18 protein-coding genes are annotated in these 16,963 nt (G+C 47.8%); 2 read left to right on the top strand and 16 right to left on the bottom strand.

Translation table 11 applies throughout. The features are described 5' to 3' along the window. Window positions 1-112: 112 nt before the first annotated feature. The 12 genes from C7R56_RS00710 to C7R56_RS00660 all read right to left on the bottom strand — a co-directional run bounded on the left by C7R56_RS00710 (window position 113) and on the right by C7R56_RS00660 (window position 10,879). On the bottom strand, window positions 113-1,330 hold the full coding sequence (locus C7R56_RS00710) for a chloride channel protein (RefSeq protein WP_107994725.1): 1,218 nt from the start codon (window positions 1,328-1,330) through the stop codon (window positions 113-115). A 262-nt stretch (window positions 1,331-1,592) separates the two neighbouring features. Continuing rightward, a complete protein-coding gene (locus C7R56_RS09100) occupies window positions 1,593-1,724 on the bottom strand; it encodes a hypothetical protein (RefSeq protein ID WP_255356057.1) in 132 nt (43 codons plus the stop codon). Between the two features lie 403 nt (window positions 1,725-2,127). Further along, window positions 2,128-2,877, bottom strand: a complete 750-nt coding sequence (gene nfsA / locus C7R56_RS00705; RefSeq protein ID WP_107994724.1) for an oxygen-insensitive NADPH nitroreductase — start codon at window positions 2,875-2,877, stop codon at window positions 2,128-2,130. Window positions 2,878-3,085: 208 nt separating this feature from the next. After that, a complete protein-coding gene (locus tag C7R56_RS00700; protein WP_107994723.1) occupies window positions 3,086-3,367 on the bottom strand; it encodes a YkvA family protein in 282 nt (93 codons plus the stop codon). 150 nt (window positions 3,368-3,517) lie between these two features. Beyond that, window positions 3,518-4,498 (bottom strand): aldo/keto reductase, encoded by a 981-nt coding sequence (locus C7R56_RS00695; RefSeq protein ID WP_107994722.1) that lies wholly within the window; start codon window positions 4,496-4,498, stop codon window positions 3,518-3,520. A 19-nt stretch (window positions 4,499-4,517) separates the two neighbouring features. Continuing rightward, a complete protein-coding gene (locus C7R56_RS00690; RefSeq protein ID WP_107994721.1) occupies window positions 4,518-5,321 on the bottom strand; it encodes an MBL fold metallo-hydrolase in 804 nt (267 codons plus the stop codon). A gap of 109 nt (window positions 5,322-5,430) precedes the next feature. Further along, window positions 5,431-6,312 carry a LysR family transcriptional regulator gene (locus C7R56_RS00685; protein ID WP_107994720.1) on the bottom strand — a complete coding sequence of 294 codons (882 nt, stop codon included), beginning with the start codon at window positions 6,310-6,312 and terminating at the stop codon, window positions 5,431-5,433. A 149-nt stretch (window positions 6,313-6,461) separates the two neighbouring features. Further along, window positions 6,462-7,637 carry a MalY/PatB family protein gene (locus tag C7R56_RS00680; RefSeq protein ID WP_107994719.1) on the bottom strand — a complete coding sequence of 392 codons (1,176 nt, stop codon included), beginning with the start codon at window positions 7,635-7,637 and terminating at the stop codon, window positions 6,462-6,464. Next, window positions 7,621-8,484 carry a DUF3737 family protein gene (locus C7R56_RS00675; RefSeq protein WP_107994718.1) on the bottom strand — a complete coding sequence of 288 codons (864 nt, stop codon included), beginning with the start codon at window positions 8,482-8,484 and terminating at the stop codon, window positions 7,621-7,623. Before C7R56_RS00675 ends, C7R56_RS00680 begins: the two co-directional genes overlap by 17 nt. A gap of 103 nt (window positions 8,485-8,587) precedes the next feature. Then, window positions 8,588-9,001, bottom strand: coding sequence for a MerR family transcriptional regulator (locus C7R56_RS00670; RefSeq protein ID WP_107994717.1), 414 nt, complete (start codon window positions 8,999-9,001; stop codon window positions 8,588-8,590). Between the two features lie 36 nt (window positions 9,002-9,037). Then, a complete protein-coding gene (locus C7R56_RS00665) occupies window positions 9,038-9,913 on the bottom strand; it encodes a DUF1295 domain-containing protein (RefSeq protein WP_107994716.1) in 876 nt (291 codons plus the stop codon). A 159-nt stretch (window positions 9,914-10,072) separates the two neighbouring features. Further along, a complete protein-coding gene (locus C7R56_RS00660; RefSeq protein WP_107994715.1) occupies window positions 10,073-10,879 on the bottom strand; it encodes a hypothetical protein in 807 nt (268 codons plus the stop codon). A 327-nt stretch (window positions 10,880-11,206) separates the two neighbouring features. On the opposite strand from C7R56_RS00660, the gene C7R56_RS00655 reads away from it, so the two are divergent. Further along, window positions 11,207-11,524 (top strand): carboxymuconolactone decarboxylase family protein, encoded by a 318-nt coding sequence (locus C7R56_RS00655; protein WP_107994714.1) that lies wholly within the window; start codon window positions 11,207-11,209, stop codon window positions 11,522-11,524. Window positions 11,525-11,543: 19 nt separating this feature from the next. After that, entirely contained in the window at window positions 11,544-11,957 is a 414-nt protein-coding gene (locus C7R56_RS00650) for a cupin domain-containing protein (protein ID WP_107994713.1), read from the top strand. 299 nt (window positions 11,958-12,256) lie between these two features. Here the strand turns inward: C7R56_RS00650 and C7R56_RS00645 are convergent, their stop codons facing one another. The 4 genes from C7R56_RS00645 to C7R56_RS00630 all read right to left on the bottom strand — a co-directional run bounded on the left by C7R56_RS00645 (window position 12,257) and on the right by C7R56_RS00630 (window position 16,961). Then, window positions 12,257-13,288 carry a hypothetical protein gene (locus C7R56_RS00645; protein WP_199902951.1) on the bottom strand — a complete coding sequence of 344 codons (1,032 nt, stop codon included), beginning with the start codon at window positions 13,286-13,288 and terminating at the stop codon, window positions 12,257-12,259. Between the two features lie 50 nt (window positions 13,289-13,338). Beyond that, on the bottom strand, window positions 13,339-15,351 hold the full coding sequence (gene tkt, locus C7R56_RS00640; RefSeq protein WP_107994712.1) for a transketolase: 2,013 nt from the start codon (window positions 15,349-15,351) through the stop codon (window positions 13,339-13,341). 64 nt (window positions 15,352-15,415) lie between these two features. Next, window positions 15,416-16,258 carry an L-ribulose-5-phosphate 3-epimerase gene (locus C7R56_RS00635; RefSeq protein ID WP_107994711.1) on the bottom strand — a complete coding sequence of 281 codons (843 nt, stop codon included), beginning with the start codon at window positions 16,256-16,258 and terminating at the stop codon, window positions 15,416-15,418. Next, a complete protein-coding gene (locus tag C7R56_RS00630; RefSeq protein ID WP_107994710.1) occupies window positions 16,233-16,961 on the bottom strand; it encodes an L-ribulose-5-phosphate 4-epimerase in 729 nt (242 codons plus the stop codon). Before C7R56_RS00630 ends, C7R56_RS00635 begins: the two co-directional genes overlap by 26 nt. Window positions 16,962-16,963 lie beyond the last annotated feature (2 nt).

The raw sequence follows: 16,963 nt of genomic DNA, 5'->3' as shown, positions 1-16,963 counted from the left end.
CCCGGATTCCCTCTTCGCCAAACTTACGCGTTACCAACACACAGCAAAAAAACTGCCCCATTTAGAGACAGCCTGCATCGAAAGTATAAGTTATCCTGTTTTCTCAGAATGACTATTGCAAATAATCGCTCTTGGCTTTTTCCTGCGCATAGATGGAATACCCGCTGTTGAATACGTAGGCGACGGACACACTCGCAAAAAAATACGGCAATGTATCATATCCGAAGACTTCGACGCCTATGAATACGGGCGCTATGAAGGTGTTCGTCGCGGAGGCGAAGACGCTTGCGTAGCCCAACGCGGCTACAAATTCCGGCGGCAAACCGAACCATGGTGCCAGCCAATAGCCCAAACTTGCACCTATAGAGAACAACGGCGTGACTTCCCCGCCCTGAAAACCTGCTGCCAGAGTAACGATCGTCAGCATCAACTTCAATACCCAGTCGTAACCATAGATTGTGCCCTCCTGAAAACTGGCGCTGATCAGATTGGTGCCCAATCCCGAGTAGCGCCCCATATGCAACGCAAACAACACAATGGTCAGCAGAATGCCCACCACAAAAATCCTTCTATAAGGATCAGCTATCTTTTGCGCAAGCCAGCCTTTCGTGCCCTTCAGCAATTTGGCGAACAACCCGCCGACAGCGCCGAAGACGATGCCCAAGAGGATAACCTTGCCAGCGAACAAGAAATCCACCGGGACCGCTACATTCAAGTCCACCGAAAATTTTTCCAACCCGAGCAAATGCGAGGTATAGGAAGCCACAAAGGCGCTTAACGCTGCTGGGAAAAGCGCGCGGTATTCGATCATGCCGACCATCAGCACCTCCAAAGCGAAAAAGGTCGCCGCAATCGGTGTCTGGAACAAGCCCGCAAACCCGGCCGCCATCCCAGCAACCAATAGGATTTTTTTTGAATCTTGGAAAAGGAATTTTTTCCCGAAGTTATAGCCGACGGTCGCACCGATCTGCACGGCTACACCCTCTCGGCCAGCGCTACCGCCGAATAGATGGGTCAGCCAAGTGCCACCAATGACTAGTGGAATCAGCCGTTTCGGTATTTCTTCATCCTGCTTGTTCCCCGCGGAAAAGATTAACCCCATTCCCTTGTTGCTGTTTTTGCCGAATTTTTGGTAGACATAGACGATCACCAAGCCAGCAATTGCGAGGAACGGCAACAATCCTGCGATGTGCCGCCCGCGGAACTGAGTGATCAGAATGAGGACTTCGCCAAACAAAGCATCCAAGGCCCCCACCAGAATACCCATCAGGATTGCCGCAATTCCGTAAAACAGTATTTCTTGATAAACCGCTGATTTCTTTTCATCCATTGTTATATTCCTTCTTCTAATCTGATATTTTTCACTGCGCCTCTAGTAAGGCATCTTCCAATGATGATACCATGAAACCGATAGGAATATCTGGAAGTTATTGTCTGAATCGAACGCAACATTTGGATATAGAAAGTCAAATCTTTCATGAAACGGACCCATGCCAAAAAAAAGCCCGGAAGCCGCTGCCTCATCAATTGTGAGTCAGGGATTCCGAGCTTTTTGATTTGCGGCTATCCGTTCATGGGAAGCCGCTTGGACCTTATTTGCCGCTTGTTTGCGCTTGTTTTTTCTTCAAACGCTCTTGTTTGCGCATGTCGATCTCTTTGTAATACGCTTCCCATGATATTTCAATAGTCACGTTCTGCGAATTCGTATAGACGATGTTCTTCATATATTTCTTGCTCCTTCTTTAGCGTAACCATATGCGTACGCTACTATCTTTCAACCCCCTCATATATCCTTTTTTTCTGTACTCAGAGAAATCAAAAAGGCACTCAATCGAGTACCTTTCCGTCTCTACTTATTATCATAAGAAAGAAAAAGGTATTCCTGTACAGGAATCGCGGCTTTTTCACTATCAAATCTAAATCTTGGAAATTCATGTTGCGGGCACCACAGTGTGGCGCTACATATAAATTTAACTTCGCTTATTTTTGGTTCCGTTTGCCTGCAGCATCCGCTGCAGAATAGAGAAAAGCCATGGTTCCATACATATCAGTTGCATATGTTCTTGGACGTTGAAAGGTAACTATAACACGAATATCCGTTCGATGCAAGAGGAAAGATTTCCTGAATCAGTTCTTGTTCATCCCTTGCTTTTCGACGAAGTCATGCATGTACATGCGTTGCGGATGGGAGAACATCTCTGCCATCTGCCCGGTCCACGTGTCGCAACGTTCGCCTTCGGTCCGCGCTTGATAGTACTCTTGGATCTCTTCGTTGTACTGTTCAAGTTGTTCTTCATAGACTGCATTATTCTGTTGATACTCGTTCTCATGATAAATATGTTCGAAAGGCAGACGTGGCTTCTGATCGTTGATGCTGACCGGATAACCAACCGCCAGTCCAAAGAGCGGCAGCACTTTAGCAGGAATCTTCAGGAGTTCGCTGACTTTTTCGAGGTCATTCCGCAAACCGCCGACATAACAGATCCCGAGGCCCATCGCTTCAGCAGCCAGGGATGCATTCTGTGCAGCCAGGGATGCATCAACCACGCTGACCATGAATTTCTCGGTGCTCTCGAGCGAGGCTGCAACGTCCTTCCCTTCCATCTTTCCGATCATATCGTGGCGATGCAGATCCGCGCAAAACACAAAGAAATGGCCATTCTCGGCAACGAAATGCTGGTTGCGCGCGATTTTCGCCAATTCGCGTTTTTTGTCGGGATCCGTGACTCCGATGATGGAATAGGCCTGCACAAAACTCGAGGTGGAAGCCGCTTGGGCGCTACGGACGATCGTTTCTATCTGTTCCGGGCTCAAAGCCCTGTCTTCAAAATCCCTTACCGTGCGATGCGCTAGGATGCGCTCGATTGTTTCATTCATTTATTTTCCTCACCTTCAAGATAGCTTATATTGAATCCATATGCTCATTCTAAAGGAATCCAAAATCCACGTCCATCCAAACGGATCAAGGCACAGCATTCTGAGCAAGAAAAAAGTCCCAGTCTTTAGCCGCAAAAGCTAAGATTGGGACTGTATCGTTCAAAGCATTGAAGTTGAAATCCAATTGGCTGAATGGTTTTGCTGGAGATTATATTTTTTTGGCTTCTTTGATTGGGCGTTCATTTCCTTCAATCGCTCCGTCGCTCAATAATTTTTCAGCGACCAAAAACAGGATCGGCAAGAGCACGTCATCCGCATAACCGGCCATCGGGATAAAATCCGGGATGAGGTCGATCGGACTGATGATGTAAAGAATGATCCCCAACACCAGCCATTTTTTCTTGCCGTCGACTTTGGAATCGAACAGGGAAAGGATAAGTGACTTAACTTTGCTAAAAGGTGTCAGACTGATTTTCTTTTTTACTTTCATTATGCATTTTCCTTTGCTGATTGATTTGGACAACCTTTCCTAAGACACACATAACGCTATGCCTCGTCTGGTTATCGTGAACAAAGTATACTGCTTATTTAAAGTATATGAATCAGTCTCAAGGATGATTTTTCCGCCTGCCAAAATGCATCAATTATGCCCGACAATCAAATGCGGGACATACGGTTCTTCCAAAAAAGCGACTTCATCATCGGTCAGCTTGAGCGATACGGCTTCCATCGGTTTATCCAAATGCTCCAGTTTGGTGGCTCCGATGATGGGCGCTACGACCGGTTCCTTCTGCAGGAGCCAAGCCAAGGCGATTTCGACGCGGGAAACACCTCTGTCGGCGGCTATCTGAGCCAACCGTTCGACGATGATCCTGTCCTTATCGGCAGTGGCATCGTACTTCGAACGCGCTACATTGTCCGTCTCCATCCGTTTGGACGTCTCCGACCAGTCGCGCGTCAGGCGGCCGGATGCCATCGGGCTGTACGGGGTGATGGCAATTTTTTCTTCCCGGCAAAGCGGCAGCATTTCCCGTTCCTCTTCGCGGTAAAGCAGGTTCAGATGGTCCTGCATCGACACGAAGCGCGTCCAGCAGTTCTTTTCCGCTACATGCAGGGCTTTTTGGAACTGCCACGCATACATTGCGGAAGCTCCGATGTATCGGGCCTTACCGGATTTGACAACATCGTGCAGGGCTTCCATCGTTTCCTCGATCGGTGTATTGTAGTCCCAACGGTGGATGATGTAGAGGTCCACATAATCCATATCCAAGCGTTTCAGACTATTGTCGATTTCGCTAAGGATGGACTTGCGGGACAGCCCAGAACCGTTCGGGCCCTCGTGCATCTTGCCGTGGACCTTCGTCGCGATGACCACCTCGTCACGCTTCGCAAAGTCCTTGATGGCGCGTCCAAGAATTTCTTCGCTTCTTCCCAAGGAATAGACATTGGCGGTATCAAAGAAATTGATACCCAACTCCAAAGCGCGCTTGATAATCGGTCTGCTTTCCTCTTCCTTTAGCGCCCATTTATGCAGCCACGTATCCGGATCCCCGAAGCTCATGCAGCCCAAGCAGATCCTGGATACGTCCATCCCTGTGTTGCCGAATTTCACATACTCCATAACTAAGTTCCTCCTTTGCTTACCCTTTTCTCAAAGTGAATGGCTGTCCCGGTGCGTTGGCGTGGATCCGTTCCGGGTTCACTACACTGCGGTACAAAGATTGCGGATCGGCGTTGAATACGTTCATTTCCGGCGCATCCACCGTGCCCCAATGGCAAAGGATCAGATGCGCATCAGGGTAGGTGTTCGCCATTTGGATGGCCCCTTCCAAGCCGATATGCCATTCGTTGTCGGAAAAATCGAAGAGGATCGCATCCGGCTGCGGCATCTCCAGGTGCTCCTTCATCAGGCGGGAATCGCCCGGTGCCCAGATGATGCCATCAGGCGTTTCAATCCAAAAGCCGCAGTAATCCTCCAACCGGAATACCCGGTAGTTGTATTTCGCTTTTTCATTCTGCCAGGCATGGTCCGCCGGCGTCAGCATTATTTTGGCCGGACCGATTTCGAACGTGTCCCCGATATCATGCCCTTCTGCCGGAAAACCTTCCGCTTGCATCAATTCAGCCACATAATGCGGTCCGTGGAATGCCTTGGAAACATGCTCCATCGCGTGCAGCGACGGCACGCTGTAATGGTCATTGTCGCAATGCGTGATCAAGACCGCATCCAGATGCGGAACCTTTTCAGGCGCAATCGGCATGTCGATCAAAAGCGGCATATCGAAGTCCTTCAGCATCGGATCCATCATGATGCAAGTGCCGCGGGTGTTCACGAACATCCCGCCGCTGCCCAGCCAGCGGACTTCCGTGTGGTCGATCGGTTGAAAAGCTTCTTCTCCAAAAAACACGGTAGGTGGTGGAACGGCTTGTTTGGGTGTTGCCATTTGCTTTTCCTCCTTCTGGCCCGGTCAATCCGAACCGCTGCAGACTATCTTATAGTGTTATCTTAACCCTGTTTGAGCGCCAATGCCAATAGTTGTTTCGTATCCTTAATCATGCCTTGAAGGCATTCTTTAACTCCTCGATGAACTTCGCAACGACCGGCGGGAAAGTCTGGTATTTTTTCCAAACGATCACGACACCCGTTTCCAATACGGGATCCAACAATCTGAAGCAAAGCGGACCGTCCTCGCTGTCCGGAATAAGCTTTTCCAGACAAAGCGCATATCCCAGGTCCGCCTCCACCATGAGGGCTGCGTTATAGATCAGATTATAGCTGCCGATGATGTTCATTCGATCGAATACGTCCCCGAACCAGTTCACCAATTCATTGCGGACAATCGATCTGCCCGCGACCAAAATCGGATAAGGCAAAAGATCATCCGGATTGATTTCCGCGTTTTGCGCCAGCGGACTGTCTTTTCTCATGAGAACGCCCCATTTTTCTTTTTGCGGAATCCTAAGGAAGTCGAACTTTTCGACGTCCACCGGTTCCGTCAACAGACAGATGTCCAGCAGTCCTTTATTGGCACGGTCCTTGATTTCGTCGGCATCCGCACTATAAAACTTGTAGGTGACCTGCGGATAATCCAGACTGAATCGCTTGATATGCTCGGCTAGCAGCCGCATGAATTGCGTTTCGCCACCACCAATCGCAATTTCACCGTTCATGAGCGGCTTCTGCTGCTTCAGTTCTTTCTCGGTCCGATTCGTCAAATCCAGGATTTCTTCCGCCCTGCGCTTCAGGAGCAGGCCCTCGCTCGTCAAAGCGATTTTCCTTTTTCCGCGTCGGAATAACTGGACGCCCAATTCCTCCTCCAGTTGCATCATCTGCCGGGACAACGTCGGCTGCGTGATGTGCAGTTTCTCGGCAGCGCTGGTGATGTTCTCCTCATAAACAACCGTCAAAAAATAATGCATGACCCTTAATTCCATAATTACCGTGCTCCATTTACTGATTATTTCGCCAGTGAAGGCGTTCACACTTCCATGATGACACAAGTACCCCAATCCGACAAGCGGGAACATCTGTCAGAAAAAAGCTGCAGAATCGCATCCATAGCGCGACTCTGCAGCGTTTCCCATTACCCTGAATATTCTTTTTTGTACAATTCCACGCCTTCGACGAAGCGCTGAATCCCATCCTCCAGAAGCGCCTTCGGGCAGGCATAATTCCAGCGGACAAAACGCGAGCCATTCCCGCCAAAGATATCCCCTTCGGAAAGGTACAATCCGGTTTTCTCCCGGATGAATGCGCAAAGTTTCTTCGTGTCCTCCGTTATCGTTGCGCAATCGATCCAAGCCAGATAAGTTGCCTCAGCCTCGACCACATATACTTCGGGCACAAGTTGTTTCAATGAACTGATCAGAAATATTCGGTTCTCTTCCAGATAGTCCTGCAATTCCTCCAGCCATTCTTCCCCTTCGTCGAAAGCCGCTTCAGCCGCTTGGATCGCGAATGTATTGGGCTCCGCCACTTCATCCGTGTTGATCCCTCTGTCCACCAGTTTTCGGATTTCAGGATTCGGGATGACGATCGCCGCTGTCTGCAGCCCGGCAAGATTGAACGCTTTCGTCGGAGCAACGCAGGTGATTGTCCGATCAGCAATTTCCTCGGAAACGGAGGCGAAAGGGATGTACGCATGGTCGATATGCGTCAGATCGCAATGGATTTCGTCGCTCACAACCAGCACATCATGCTTGATGCACAGTTCGGCGATCCGTTCCAGCGTCGGCCGGTCCCAGACTTTGCCGATCGGATTGTGCGGATTGCAGAAAATGAACAGCGCAGTCGTACTGCGGGATAGTTTTTCTTCAAGATCCGCGAAATCGATGGCATAGCTTCCATCTCCATAGTGCAGTTCGCTTGCCAAGACTTTCCTCCCATTGTTCAGGATGGAATTGTAGAAAATGTTGTAGACCGGCGAAAGCACAACGATGTCATCGCCTATTTCCGTCATTTTCCTAACAAGCGAAGAGATGGCCGGGACGACGCCTGTGCAATAGAGGATCCATTCTTTTTCCATGGTGAACTGATGCCGCCTCTGCCACCACCTGATGATGCTTTCCCGGAAACTGTCCGGGACGGTGTTATAGCCGAAAGCGCCTTGCTTCAGGCGTTTTTCGATGGCGTCGACAACAGCCGGCGCCGTCCCGAAGTCCATGTCCGCCACCCACATCGGCAATTCACCCGCTTTGACTTCCCACTTGTATGAGTTGGTATTCCGTCTATCGATGACCTGATCAAAATCGAATGGCATATTCCCGGTCCTCCGCAAGCTGGTATTTGGTATTCTCGGCGGCGATTTCCGTATCGTCAACGATCAGCTCCCCGATTCCAGTAGCGGTTATCGTACCGCTGATCGGATTTTTGATGCTGTCGATACGGCTGTTCGCTTGAATGTCGACCGTCGAATATTCGAACGCCAGATCGGTGTTGATGAGCGTGCAATTCTCCATCTTCACGTTTTTCATGTAGCACATGCCTTGGTTGCTCTCGATGATGCAGTCGATGAAGGTGATGTTTTTCGAATTCCAGCCCAGATATTCACCGATGATCGTCGAATCCCTTACGACCACATTCTCGCAGTTCCAGAAAGCATCTTTTGAAAGCAATTTGGCATGTGAAATCTCGATATTCTTGGCACCGTCAAAGGCGTAGTTGCCTGACAACGTAAAGTGCTCGATCTGGATGTTTTCGCTGTTCATCGCAAAATAGTCGCCTGCTGCGTTTACGTGTTTCAGCGTGATATCGTTGCAGTTCCACAACGTCTCTTGGGCATTTGGCAGTTCCACACGTTCCAGTGTAATATCTGTTGCTCTTCTGAATGTCTTGGGCGCTTGGATCATGCTGTCGGTGATGATGATGCCATTGGTATACCAAATGCCGGAACGCGCAGTTTCCACTAAAGTGATGTCATTTGCCTGGATATTCCGCGCATACCACAATGGATATTTCCAGCGGAAAATCGTGTTGTCGAGTACGATGTTGCTGCTTTCCTTCAAAGGGGACTCCCCGTCCGCAAAAACTGAATGGCTGATCTGCAGGTCTGCTGCTTTGAACAGGGCCCGCTCCCCGGCGAATAGCTGTTGATTTAGATGTTCCATATTTCTTGACCCCTCTCTTATACAACAAGAGCGTACACCTTAACCTTGACGTTAAGTCAAGCGGAAAAAAATAAGCCCACCAAGCGGCGGGCTTATTTCATGCTTATTTGGTGCTTTTTTCCTTCTCGGCTTCCGGTTGGGGGCTGAAGTTAACGGTTTCCCCTTCAAGGCGCTCTTCATAGAAATCGATTTTGTTTTCGATCACTTCAAGATTGTGCATCAATACTTGGATATCTTTTTCCAACAAACCTCGCCGCTTCTCCAAGAGTTGCATCCGTTCCAGCATCGTCGCATCCCCTTCAGCACGCCAAATGGTGTATTGCTTCAGTTCCGCCATCGACATGCCGGTGCCTTTGAGATGCAGGAGAAAAGTTACCCATTTCAAGTCCTGATCGGTGTAGACACGCAGGTTATTCTCATCGCGATCCGGTTTCAGCAGACCTTCATTTTCATAATAGCGCAGCGTCGACACAGGCAAACCGATCATTTTCGAAAATTCTCCGATTGAATAGGACATGCAATCCCACCTCCATTTATTACGCATACTATAGCACTATTTTTTAGTGAAAGGAAAAAGCATTGGAACTCTTTTGGTGTACTCTTCCCATCCATCGTATTTCTCCATATTTTTCTCCAGTAATGGAGTTGATACTTTGATTAATACGGTACTCATCAAAATAGGTGAGATCACTAATAATAAATAATAATAAGGGTTGATGGAATCAGTAAAGAACAACGTAATGCCACTAGCATATAATCCAATCCAAATTAAGATTTCACCAAAATAGTTTGGATGACGTGTGACGGACCATAATCCTGATTGCAGAAGTGAATGTGTTTTTTTATTGATGTGTTGTCTTAGTTGTTCATCACCCACCACTTCAAAGAACAGTCCTACCAGCGCAATGAATAATGCAGCATAAACAAAATAGCGGTGAGCTGAATCAAAACTAAATTCGTTGTATTTGATTACCACATAGCTCGCAGATCCAACGATAAAGTTAATGATACCTTGAACCACAAACACTCTAAAAAAGGCGGTGACGACTACTTTATCACCCCATTCTTTACGCCACTGTGCGTATCTGAAATCTTCGGGTTTCCCATAATTTCTTTTTAATAAACGGAGTGATAACCTAAGGCCCCACACACTAATAAATCCAACAATAGCATACGATAAAACTGTGGGATTTTCAGTCACAAGCAGTGTAAGCCAGCTCCCCACAACAAACCCCATCCCCCAACCAATATCGACAATTGAATTGTTTTTAATTACTGTTGCGATAATAAAGATTATCGTAAAATAAACAAAGGTAAAAATTAATGGGACAAGTAGTCCATCTAAACCTATATTCGTGAATCCTTGCGTCGCTATTGCTAACGTTGCTATAAATAATAGCGTATAAATTACAATCCTTTTCTTATCCATATTCCACCTCTTTCAAATTTTTATACATCGTACCCTACCCCAAAAAAGCAAAAAAATTTAGCTAGTTCTATCAATAAAATGTGCTACTCTCATTATACACTAATATATAATAAGCAATCGAATCAAAGCTTTAAAATGCAGCCCGAATTTTTTATCCTTTTAATTGGAACGCGTTCTCGTTAGGATCTTACCTCCAATAAAGTAAATGGTTGCACCTAATACAGCTGACAAGTAGATAACTAAATTATTTAGACTTACACCCCCAAAGACAAACAGCAAAAAAACCGTTGCACTATACAAAATTTGACTTGCTACTCGTTTAAATCTGTTCACGCTATTCCCTCTATCATCTTTGGTTTCATCTTTTGGTAAAAACCAAAATAATATAAGCGATAAACCTAATACAGCATTTACAAATAGGGTTATAGCATTTGAATAATCTATACTGTTGAATGATAAATAGTTTGTAAACACCCGATCTACTGCAACAATTCCTATACTGATTGCAATAGCTACCCATGCTTCTCTCGTTTTTTCTCCCGTTTTTATGCTAAAGACCATAGCTAAAACAACTATCATTAAATAGATACTGTTTCCGTTATTGAATGATAGGTAGATAGTAAGTCCTAGCACTGAAAATATATCAAACGTAGTCAGCTCTTTTCCTGTAATTCCATTTACGATCCTCATAAGTAAAAGTATCCAAACAACCACTAATAGATGGACACTTTCATAATAAAGTAAATTTAAAAGTGAAAAGGCAGCAGCTAGAAATGCTGAATACTCATGGTTTGGATCCAGTTCTCTGACGAGTGCCCACGTTAAAAAAACGCCAAAGCCTATATAAACCCCCGATAAAACATTGCTGGTTAACATCCAGCCTGTAGCAGCAGCTAATACTGACGATAGCACTATCATCTGATTTGTTTTATAACTAAAATCCATCTTTCTTCCCAATGTAAACATATATCCCCTCCTCAATAAATACATTATATCCTAATTTTAGATAACTAATGAGCAACTCGGCTTCCTGTCAAATGGTGTTGATTCGATTTGAGGATAAAGGCTTATTTTTCCCCTTTTAGGTGATTCTCCTAGTAATGAAGCGCAGACGTAGAGATGCCTACCATTTCTGAGACCTCTCCAATTAAATAGGCCGCACGTCCACCTCCATTTTCAACAGTTACTATAGCACGCTATTTTGAGAACGGACCAAAAATGTTGGACTCGCCCTTGACTTAAAGTGCACTCTAGGTAGTATGCTGAGTCTAACATTCCTAAGGAGATGATTTTATGGCAAAAGTTACAGCAGGAAGAGATTTATTAGGCGATTTTGCACCGAAATTTGCTGAATTGAATGACGATGTCCTGTTCGGGCAAGTCTGGTCGCGGGAAAAGGAATTCGCGCCGCGAGATCGTTCCATCGTCACCGTCACCGCATTGATCACGGGCGGAAACTTCGAGCAGCTTCCGTTCCACTTGAACAAAGCGAAGGACAACGGCATTACAAAAGAGGAGATAGTAGAAATCATCACCCAGCTCGCCTTCTATGTCGGCTGGCCAAAAGCATGGTCCGCATTCAATATCTCAAAAGAAATATACAAAGACTGATTTAGAGGAGGAATAATTTATGTCAAAAAACGAAGAAGTAAAAAAAGGCGTCATTTTCCCGATCGGGGATGAAAACACAGCTTACGCGCAGTACTTTGTCGGTCAAAGCTATTTTAATGCACTGGTTGCCGATCCCGAAGTGGCTGTCGGCGTCGGCAATGTGACCTTTGAACCGGGTTGCCGCAACAACTGGCATATCCATCACGACGGCTACCAAATCCTGTTGGTCACCGGCGGAGAGGGTTGGTATCAGGAAGACGGAAAACCCGCCCAATCATTGAAGCCTGGGGATGTCATCGTTACGCATGACGGCGTGAAACATTGGCACGGTGCCGCCAAGGACAGCTGGTTCGAGCACATCGCCATCACTGCAGGAAAGCCGGAATGGCTGGAAGCTGTTTCCGATGAGTTTTATGAGGCGCTTCATCAATAAGTGCACAAAAAAGAATGTCCGGCCTTGAAAAAGGGGCCGGACATTCTTTTTGTGATTGTATTTTATTAGTGAAAGAGATTTGCGGTGTCCGTTAGTCGGGGGAAATACTGGTTACTGGTCCTCAGCTCCGGCGAGGTGGCTGCCGGACGGAGGACACTGTTCGGAACCGACCGCACCTCCTGCGAAGCCGAACTCGCCGGAGATCACAACCAAGAATGTGCCGAACTTCGGCGAAGCCTCCGTTCACCGGAGGAGAACACCACAGTCAGTCGCCCTCCAAACGGAAATTTTTCGTCGCATCAATCTTCCACTATGTAGATAGCCGCTTCGTTGCCTGTATGGTTGGCGGCTACGATGATGTCCCGATCCGCCTCGTTCACAACCATGATATTGGATGGGCCGCAGCCTTTGTCGACGATTTCCGTCTTGAATTCGCCGTCCACATATTGAATGTAGAACAGGTCGCAGTTTTCGCGGCGGATGCCGCCGACAAAGCTCGGTACACCCCTGAGCGTGGTGCCCACCAATGTATGGGCGAAATCGATTTTATGCGGATATTCATAGACCGCTTCGTATCCGGATGCCGTCTTTTTGTAGATTTTGATGCTGTCGCCATGGAAAGGTTCGATTGTGATCATTTCTTTCGTGCCATCCGAGTCGATGTCGAAAAGAGCAACTTCGCCTATTGGGGTGTCTAAAATCTGCTCGATTTCCCATGCTTTATCAGCAAAAGGCGTCACTTTTATGATGCCTTGGTCGCTGGTGAAATAGCCGACCGGTTTGTCGCCTTCATAATCCTTGTAGTAACCGTGGTTGCGGAAATAGCCATTCCCTAAAACCTTAAGCTCGACGCCTTCGGTAGGGTCCTCCGGCAGTTCACCATAATAGATGCTGCCTGATCTCGACCAATCATCCTTGAAATTTTTGTCATCCGCTATCGTGGCGCCGACAAAGTAATTCACGCCATCCACATCATAGATGTCGAAACGGTGCAGATAAGGCAGGTAAAGCACATCCTTGATTTCCCAGCCGGTCTCGGCATCATACTTGCCCCAGACAACTTTCGATTTGCTTGGGCTGACCTTCAGATAAAAATCGACGATGGCCAGAAATTCATTGCTTTTATTCGGAATAGGGATGATGGACATGCAGCCACCACCCTTTTCCCAAACGGTTTCTTTTTTTTCGAAGTTCTTGCCCGAATACATATAGCAAGGGTAGCCTTCCTCTTCGCTAGCGATTAGCGCGCACGTTTCGCCACCGATCGTGATGTAGCTGGCGCAATAGCTTCGGTACATATCATCCAATTTCTTCTTGGTTATTTTCATCATTAATGTGCTCCCTTCATCATTAGCCTCGCATACGTATCGCTTTACTCGGCTTACTTTCCGAACTTCGCTTGATAGGCCGCAACCACTTTTTCGGTCGTAAAGCCGAACTCATCCATCACCACGTGGCCGTTACCGCTTGCGCCGTAAGTATCGATGCCGTAAGCTAGGCCATCCAGGCCGACATAACGTTCCCAACCGAAGGTCGCGCCCATTTCGATGGACATGCGGTTGCGGACTGCGCCAGGCAAGACTGTTTCTTTGTAGGCTGCATCCTGCGCTTCGAACAGATCGAAACTCGGCATGGAGACGACAGAGACGTCCACTCCGGCTTCACGCAATTGTTGCTGCGCTTCCATAGCCAGGCTCACTTCCGAACCGGTTGCAATCAGGATGCCGGCAGGCGTTTCGCCTTGTTGTGGAGAAAGTACGTAAGCACCTTTCTTCACGCCTTCGCGTGCCAACGTTGGCGTTCCTTCAAGGACAGGCAAGTTTTGGCGCGTCAGCACCAACATCGTTGGTTTGTCTGTTGAAGACACGGCGATTTCCCATGCTGCGCTGACTTCGTTGCCGTCAGCCGGACGCAGAACCGTCAAGTTTGGCATTCCGCGGTAGCTGGACAAGTGTTCAACCGGCTCGTGTGTCGGGCCGTCTTCGCCGACTGCGATCGAGTCATGCGTCATCACGTAAGTGCCAGGCAAGTGCGAAATGGCAGCCAAACGCATCGCTGGACGCAGATAATCTGTGAAGACGAAGAATGTCCCTACATACGTTCTGGTTCCGCCATGCAATACGATGCCGTTCATGATAGCGGCCATCGCGAATTCGCGCACGCCGTACCAGATATTGCGGCCGGCATAGTTGCCCGGCTCAAAGTCGGATGCTGCTTTGATCATTGTGTTGTTTGATGACGATAGGTCCGCAGAACCGCCCCAGAAGTATGGTACAGCTTCACCCAATGCTTGGATGGATTCTGCGCTGGTCACACGGCTTGCTTTGGCTGCGCTGCCCACTTCATAAGTAGGTAACTTGTCTTGCCAGCCTTCAGGCAATTTACCGGCGATGGCAGCTTCAAATTGTTGCGCCAATTCCGGATAAGCCGCTTTGTAGTCGTTGAACATGGCTGTCCATGCTGCTTCAGACTGTTGGCCTTCAGTAACCATTTTTTCATTGAATCGCGCTGTGACTTCAGCCGGTACGCAGAAAGCTTCATCCACACATCCGTATGCCGCTTTAGCAAAAGCAACGCCTTCCGCTCCTAATGGAGCGCCATGCACTTTGTGCGTTCCAGCGTCAGGAGCACCAAAGCCGATGATGGTTTTGATTTCGATCAAAGTCGGTTTTTCAGTTTCTGCTTTCGCTTCTTCAATGGCTTTCGAGATGGCTTCCAGATCATTGCCATCCTTCACCAAGATATGTTGCCAGCCGTACGCTTCGAAACGGGCAGCTACATCTTCCGTAAAGGATTTGGATGTCGGGCCGTCAAGGGAAATGTCGTTGGAGTCATACAAACCAATCAGTTTGCCCAATTTCAGGTGCCCTGCCAAGCTGGCTGCTTCATGGGAGATACCTTCCATCAAATCGCCGTCGCCATTCAGGAAGTAGGTATAGTGATCCACAACCGGGAAGTTTTCTTTGTTGTAGGTAGCAGCTAAATGCGCTTCCGCCATCGCGAAACCGACCGCATTCGCAATCCCTTGTCCCAAAGGACCGGTTGTCGCTTCCACGCCGTCCGTATCATGCACTTCCGGGTGTCCAGGTGTTTTGCTGCCGAATTGACGGAAGTTTTTCACGTCGTCCAGACTTACATTGAAGCCGGATAAATGCAACAAGCTGTACAACAATGAGGACCCGTGTCCAGCCGATAATACGAAACGATCACGGTCTGCCCACAAACTGTTCTTAGGGTTGACTTTCAGATGCTTTGTCCATAAAGCATAAGCCATTGGCGCCGCTCCCATCGGTAACCCGGGGTGCCCTGAATTGGCTTTCTGTACAGCCTCAATGCTTAATGTGCGGACGGTATTTACCGCCAGCTCGTCGATTTGATCAAATGTATTTTGCATATTTCCATTTATCCTCTCTTCCTAAAAAATGGTTGAAGGTCTTTTGACCTTCAACCAAACTCAATTAATGGCCAACTTTTTGAAATTTCCCTCTTAAGAAAGTGTGGGCGAACTGGATGTCTTCCAGCCAATTTTCCTGACCGGTATACCAGAATTCGGCAACAAAACGGCGGACGCCTTCTTTCCACATCGTTTTGATCGTTTCTTCGAAAGATACGTGTCCCGTACCGAAGGGGATTTCACGGAAATGCCCCGGAATCGTTTCCTTCAGATGCGCTGCAACCATATGTCCCCTGCCCGTTTGGATATCTTCATAAACGGAGTTCGTGCAGGACAAGGAAGCGTTCTTCAAGTTCCCTGTATCCGGATAGACTTGCAGATACGGCGATTGGATGATATGTACATATTCCATCGCCTTCTCAACGGTGTTCATGAACGGCGTTTCCATCGTCTCGAACCCCAACAGAATGCCTTTTTTGCTTGCCATATCTACGGCTTTCTGCAGATTTTCGATAAAGTATTCCTTAGTCTGCTGATCACCGTCTTCATAATAGACATCGTAGCCTGCCAATTGGATGATGCGGATTCCCAGATCATCCGCCAGATCGATGGCTTTTTCCATGATCTCCAAGCTTTTTTCACGGATGAGCGGATCATGCGAACCTAGTGGATATTTGCGATGTCCGCTGAGGCACATGGAGCGGATCGGCAGCCCGACTTCGTACATGGCGTCCAGCAGTTCTTTCCGCTCTTGCTTGCTCCATTCGATGCGTGCCAGCTTCTCGTCTGTTTCATCGACACTCATTTCCAAAAAATCATAGCCGGTATTTTTCGCAATCGACAGTTTTTCTTTCCAACTCAGATTGCCCGGCATCGATTTTTCATAGATTCCTAACGTGTAAGTCATCTTTCTCCTCCTTGACCTGTCCATAATAGGCTCCCGGACCGTGTTTTCGAAGAAAATGTTTGTCCAACAGTTCTTGCTGCATGCTTTCGATCCCTGGATTCATAACGCGGTTGCGCCAGGACATCATTGCAACTTCTTCCATGACGACCATATTGTGGACCGCTTCGAAGGCATCCTTTCCCCAAGCAAAAGGGCCATGGCTGTGGACCAACACGCCCGGAACTTGGTCTTCATCGATAGCTTCAAATGTCTCGACGATTACTTTTCCGGTTTCCAGTTCATAGGATCCCGCGATTTCTTCGCTCGTCATCCGGCGGGTGCAAGGGATCGTCCCGTAGAAGTAATCCCCTTGCGTCGTCCCGTAGGCCGGAATCTCTGCTCCCCCTTGCGCCAAAGTGGTTGCCCATGGTGAATGCGTATGGACCACACCGCCGATATTCTTGAAGTTCCTGTAGAGTTCAAGATGCGTATCCAAATCCGAAGATGGTTTCAGGCTGCCTTCCACTACCTTCCCGTCCATATCGACGATAACGATGTCTTCAACAGTCATATCCGCATACTCGACCCCGGATGGCTTGATTGCGATGATTTGCTTTTCACGGTCTATTTCGGAAACATTGCCCCAGGTGAATTTCACCAACCCGTATTCGGGTAACTGCAGGTTAGCTTCCAGCACCCTTTTTTTCAATTCAGTGTATGTCATGG

Source organism: Trichococcus paludicola (assembly GCF_003052295.1).
Classification (GTDB): Bacteria; Bacillota; Bacilli; order Lactobacillales; family Aerococcaceae; genus Trichococcus; species Trichococcus paludicola.
Note: the sequence above shows the minus strand (reverse complement) of the source record. Positions and strands in the feature narration are given on the sequence as shown.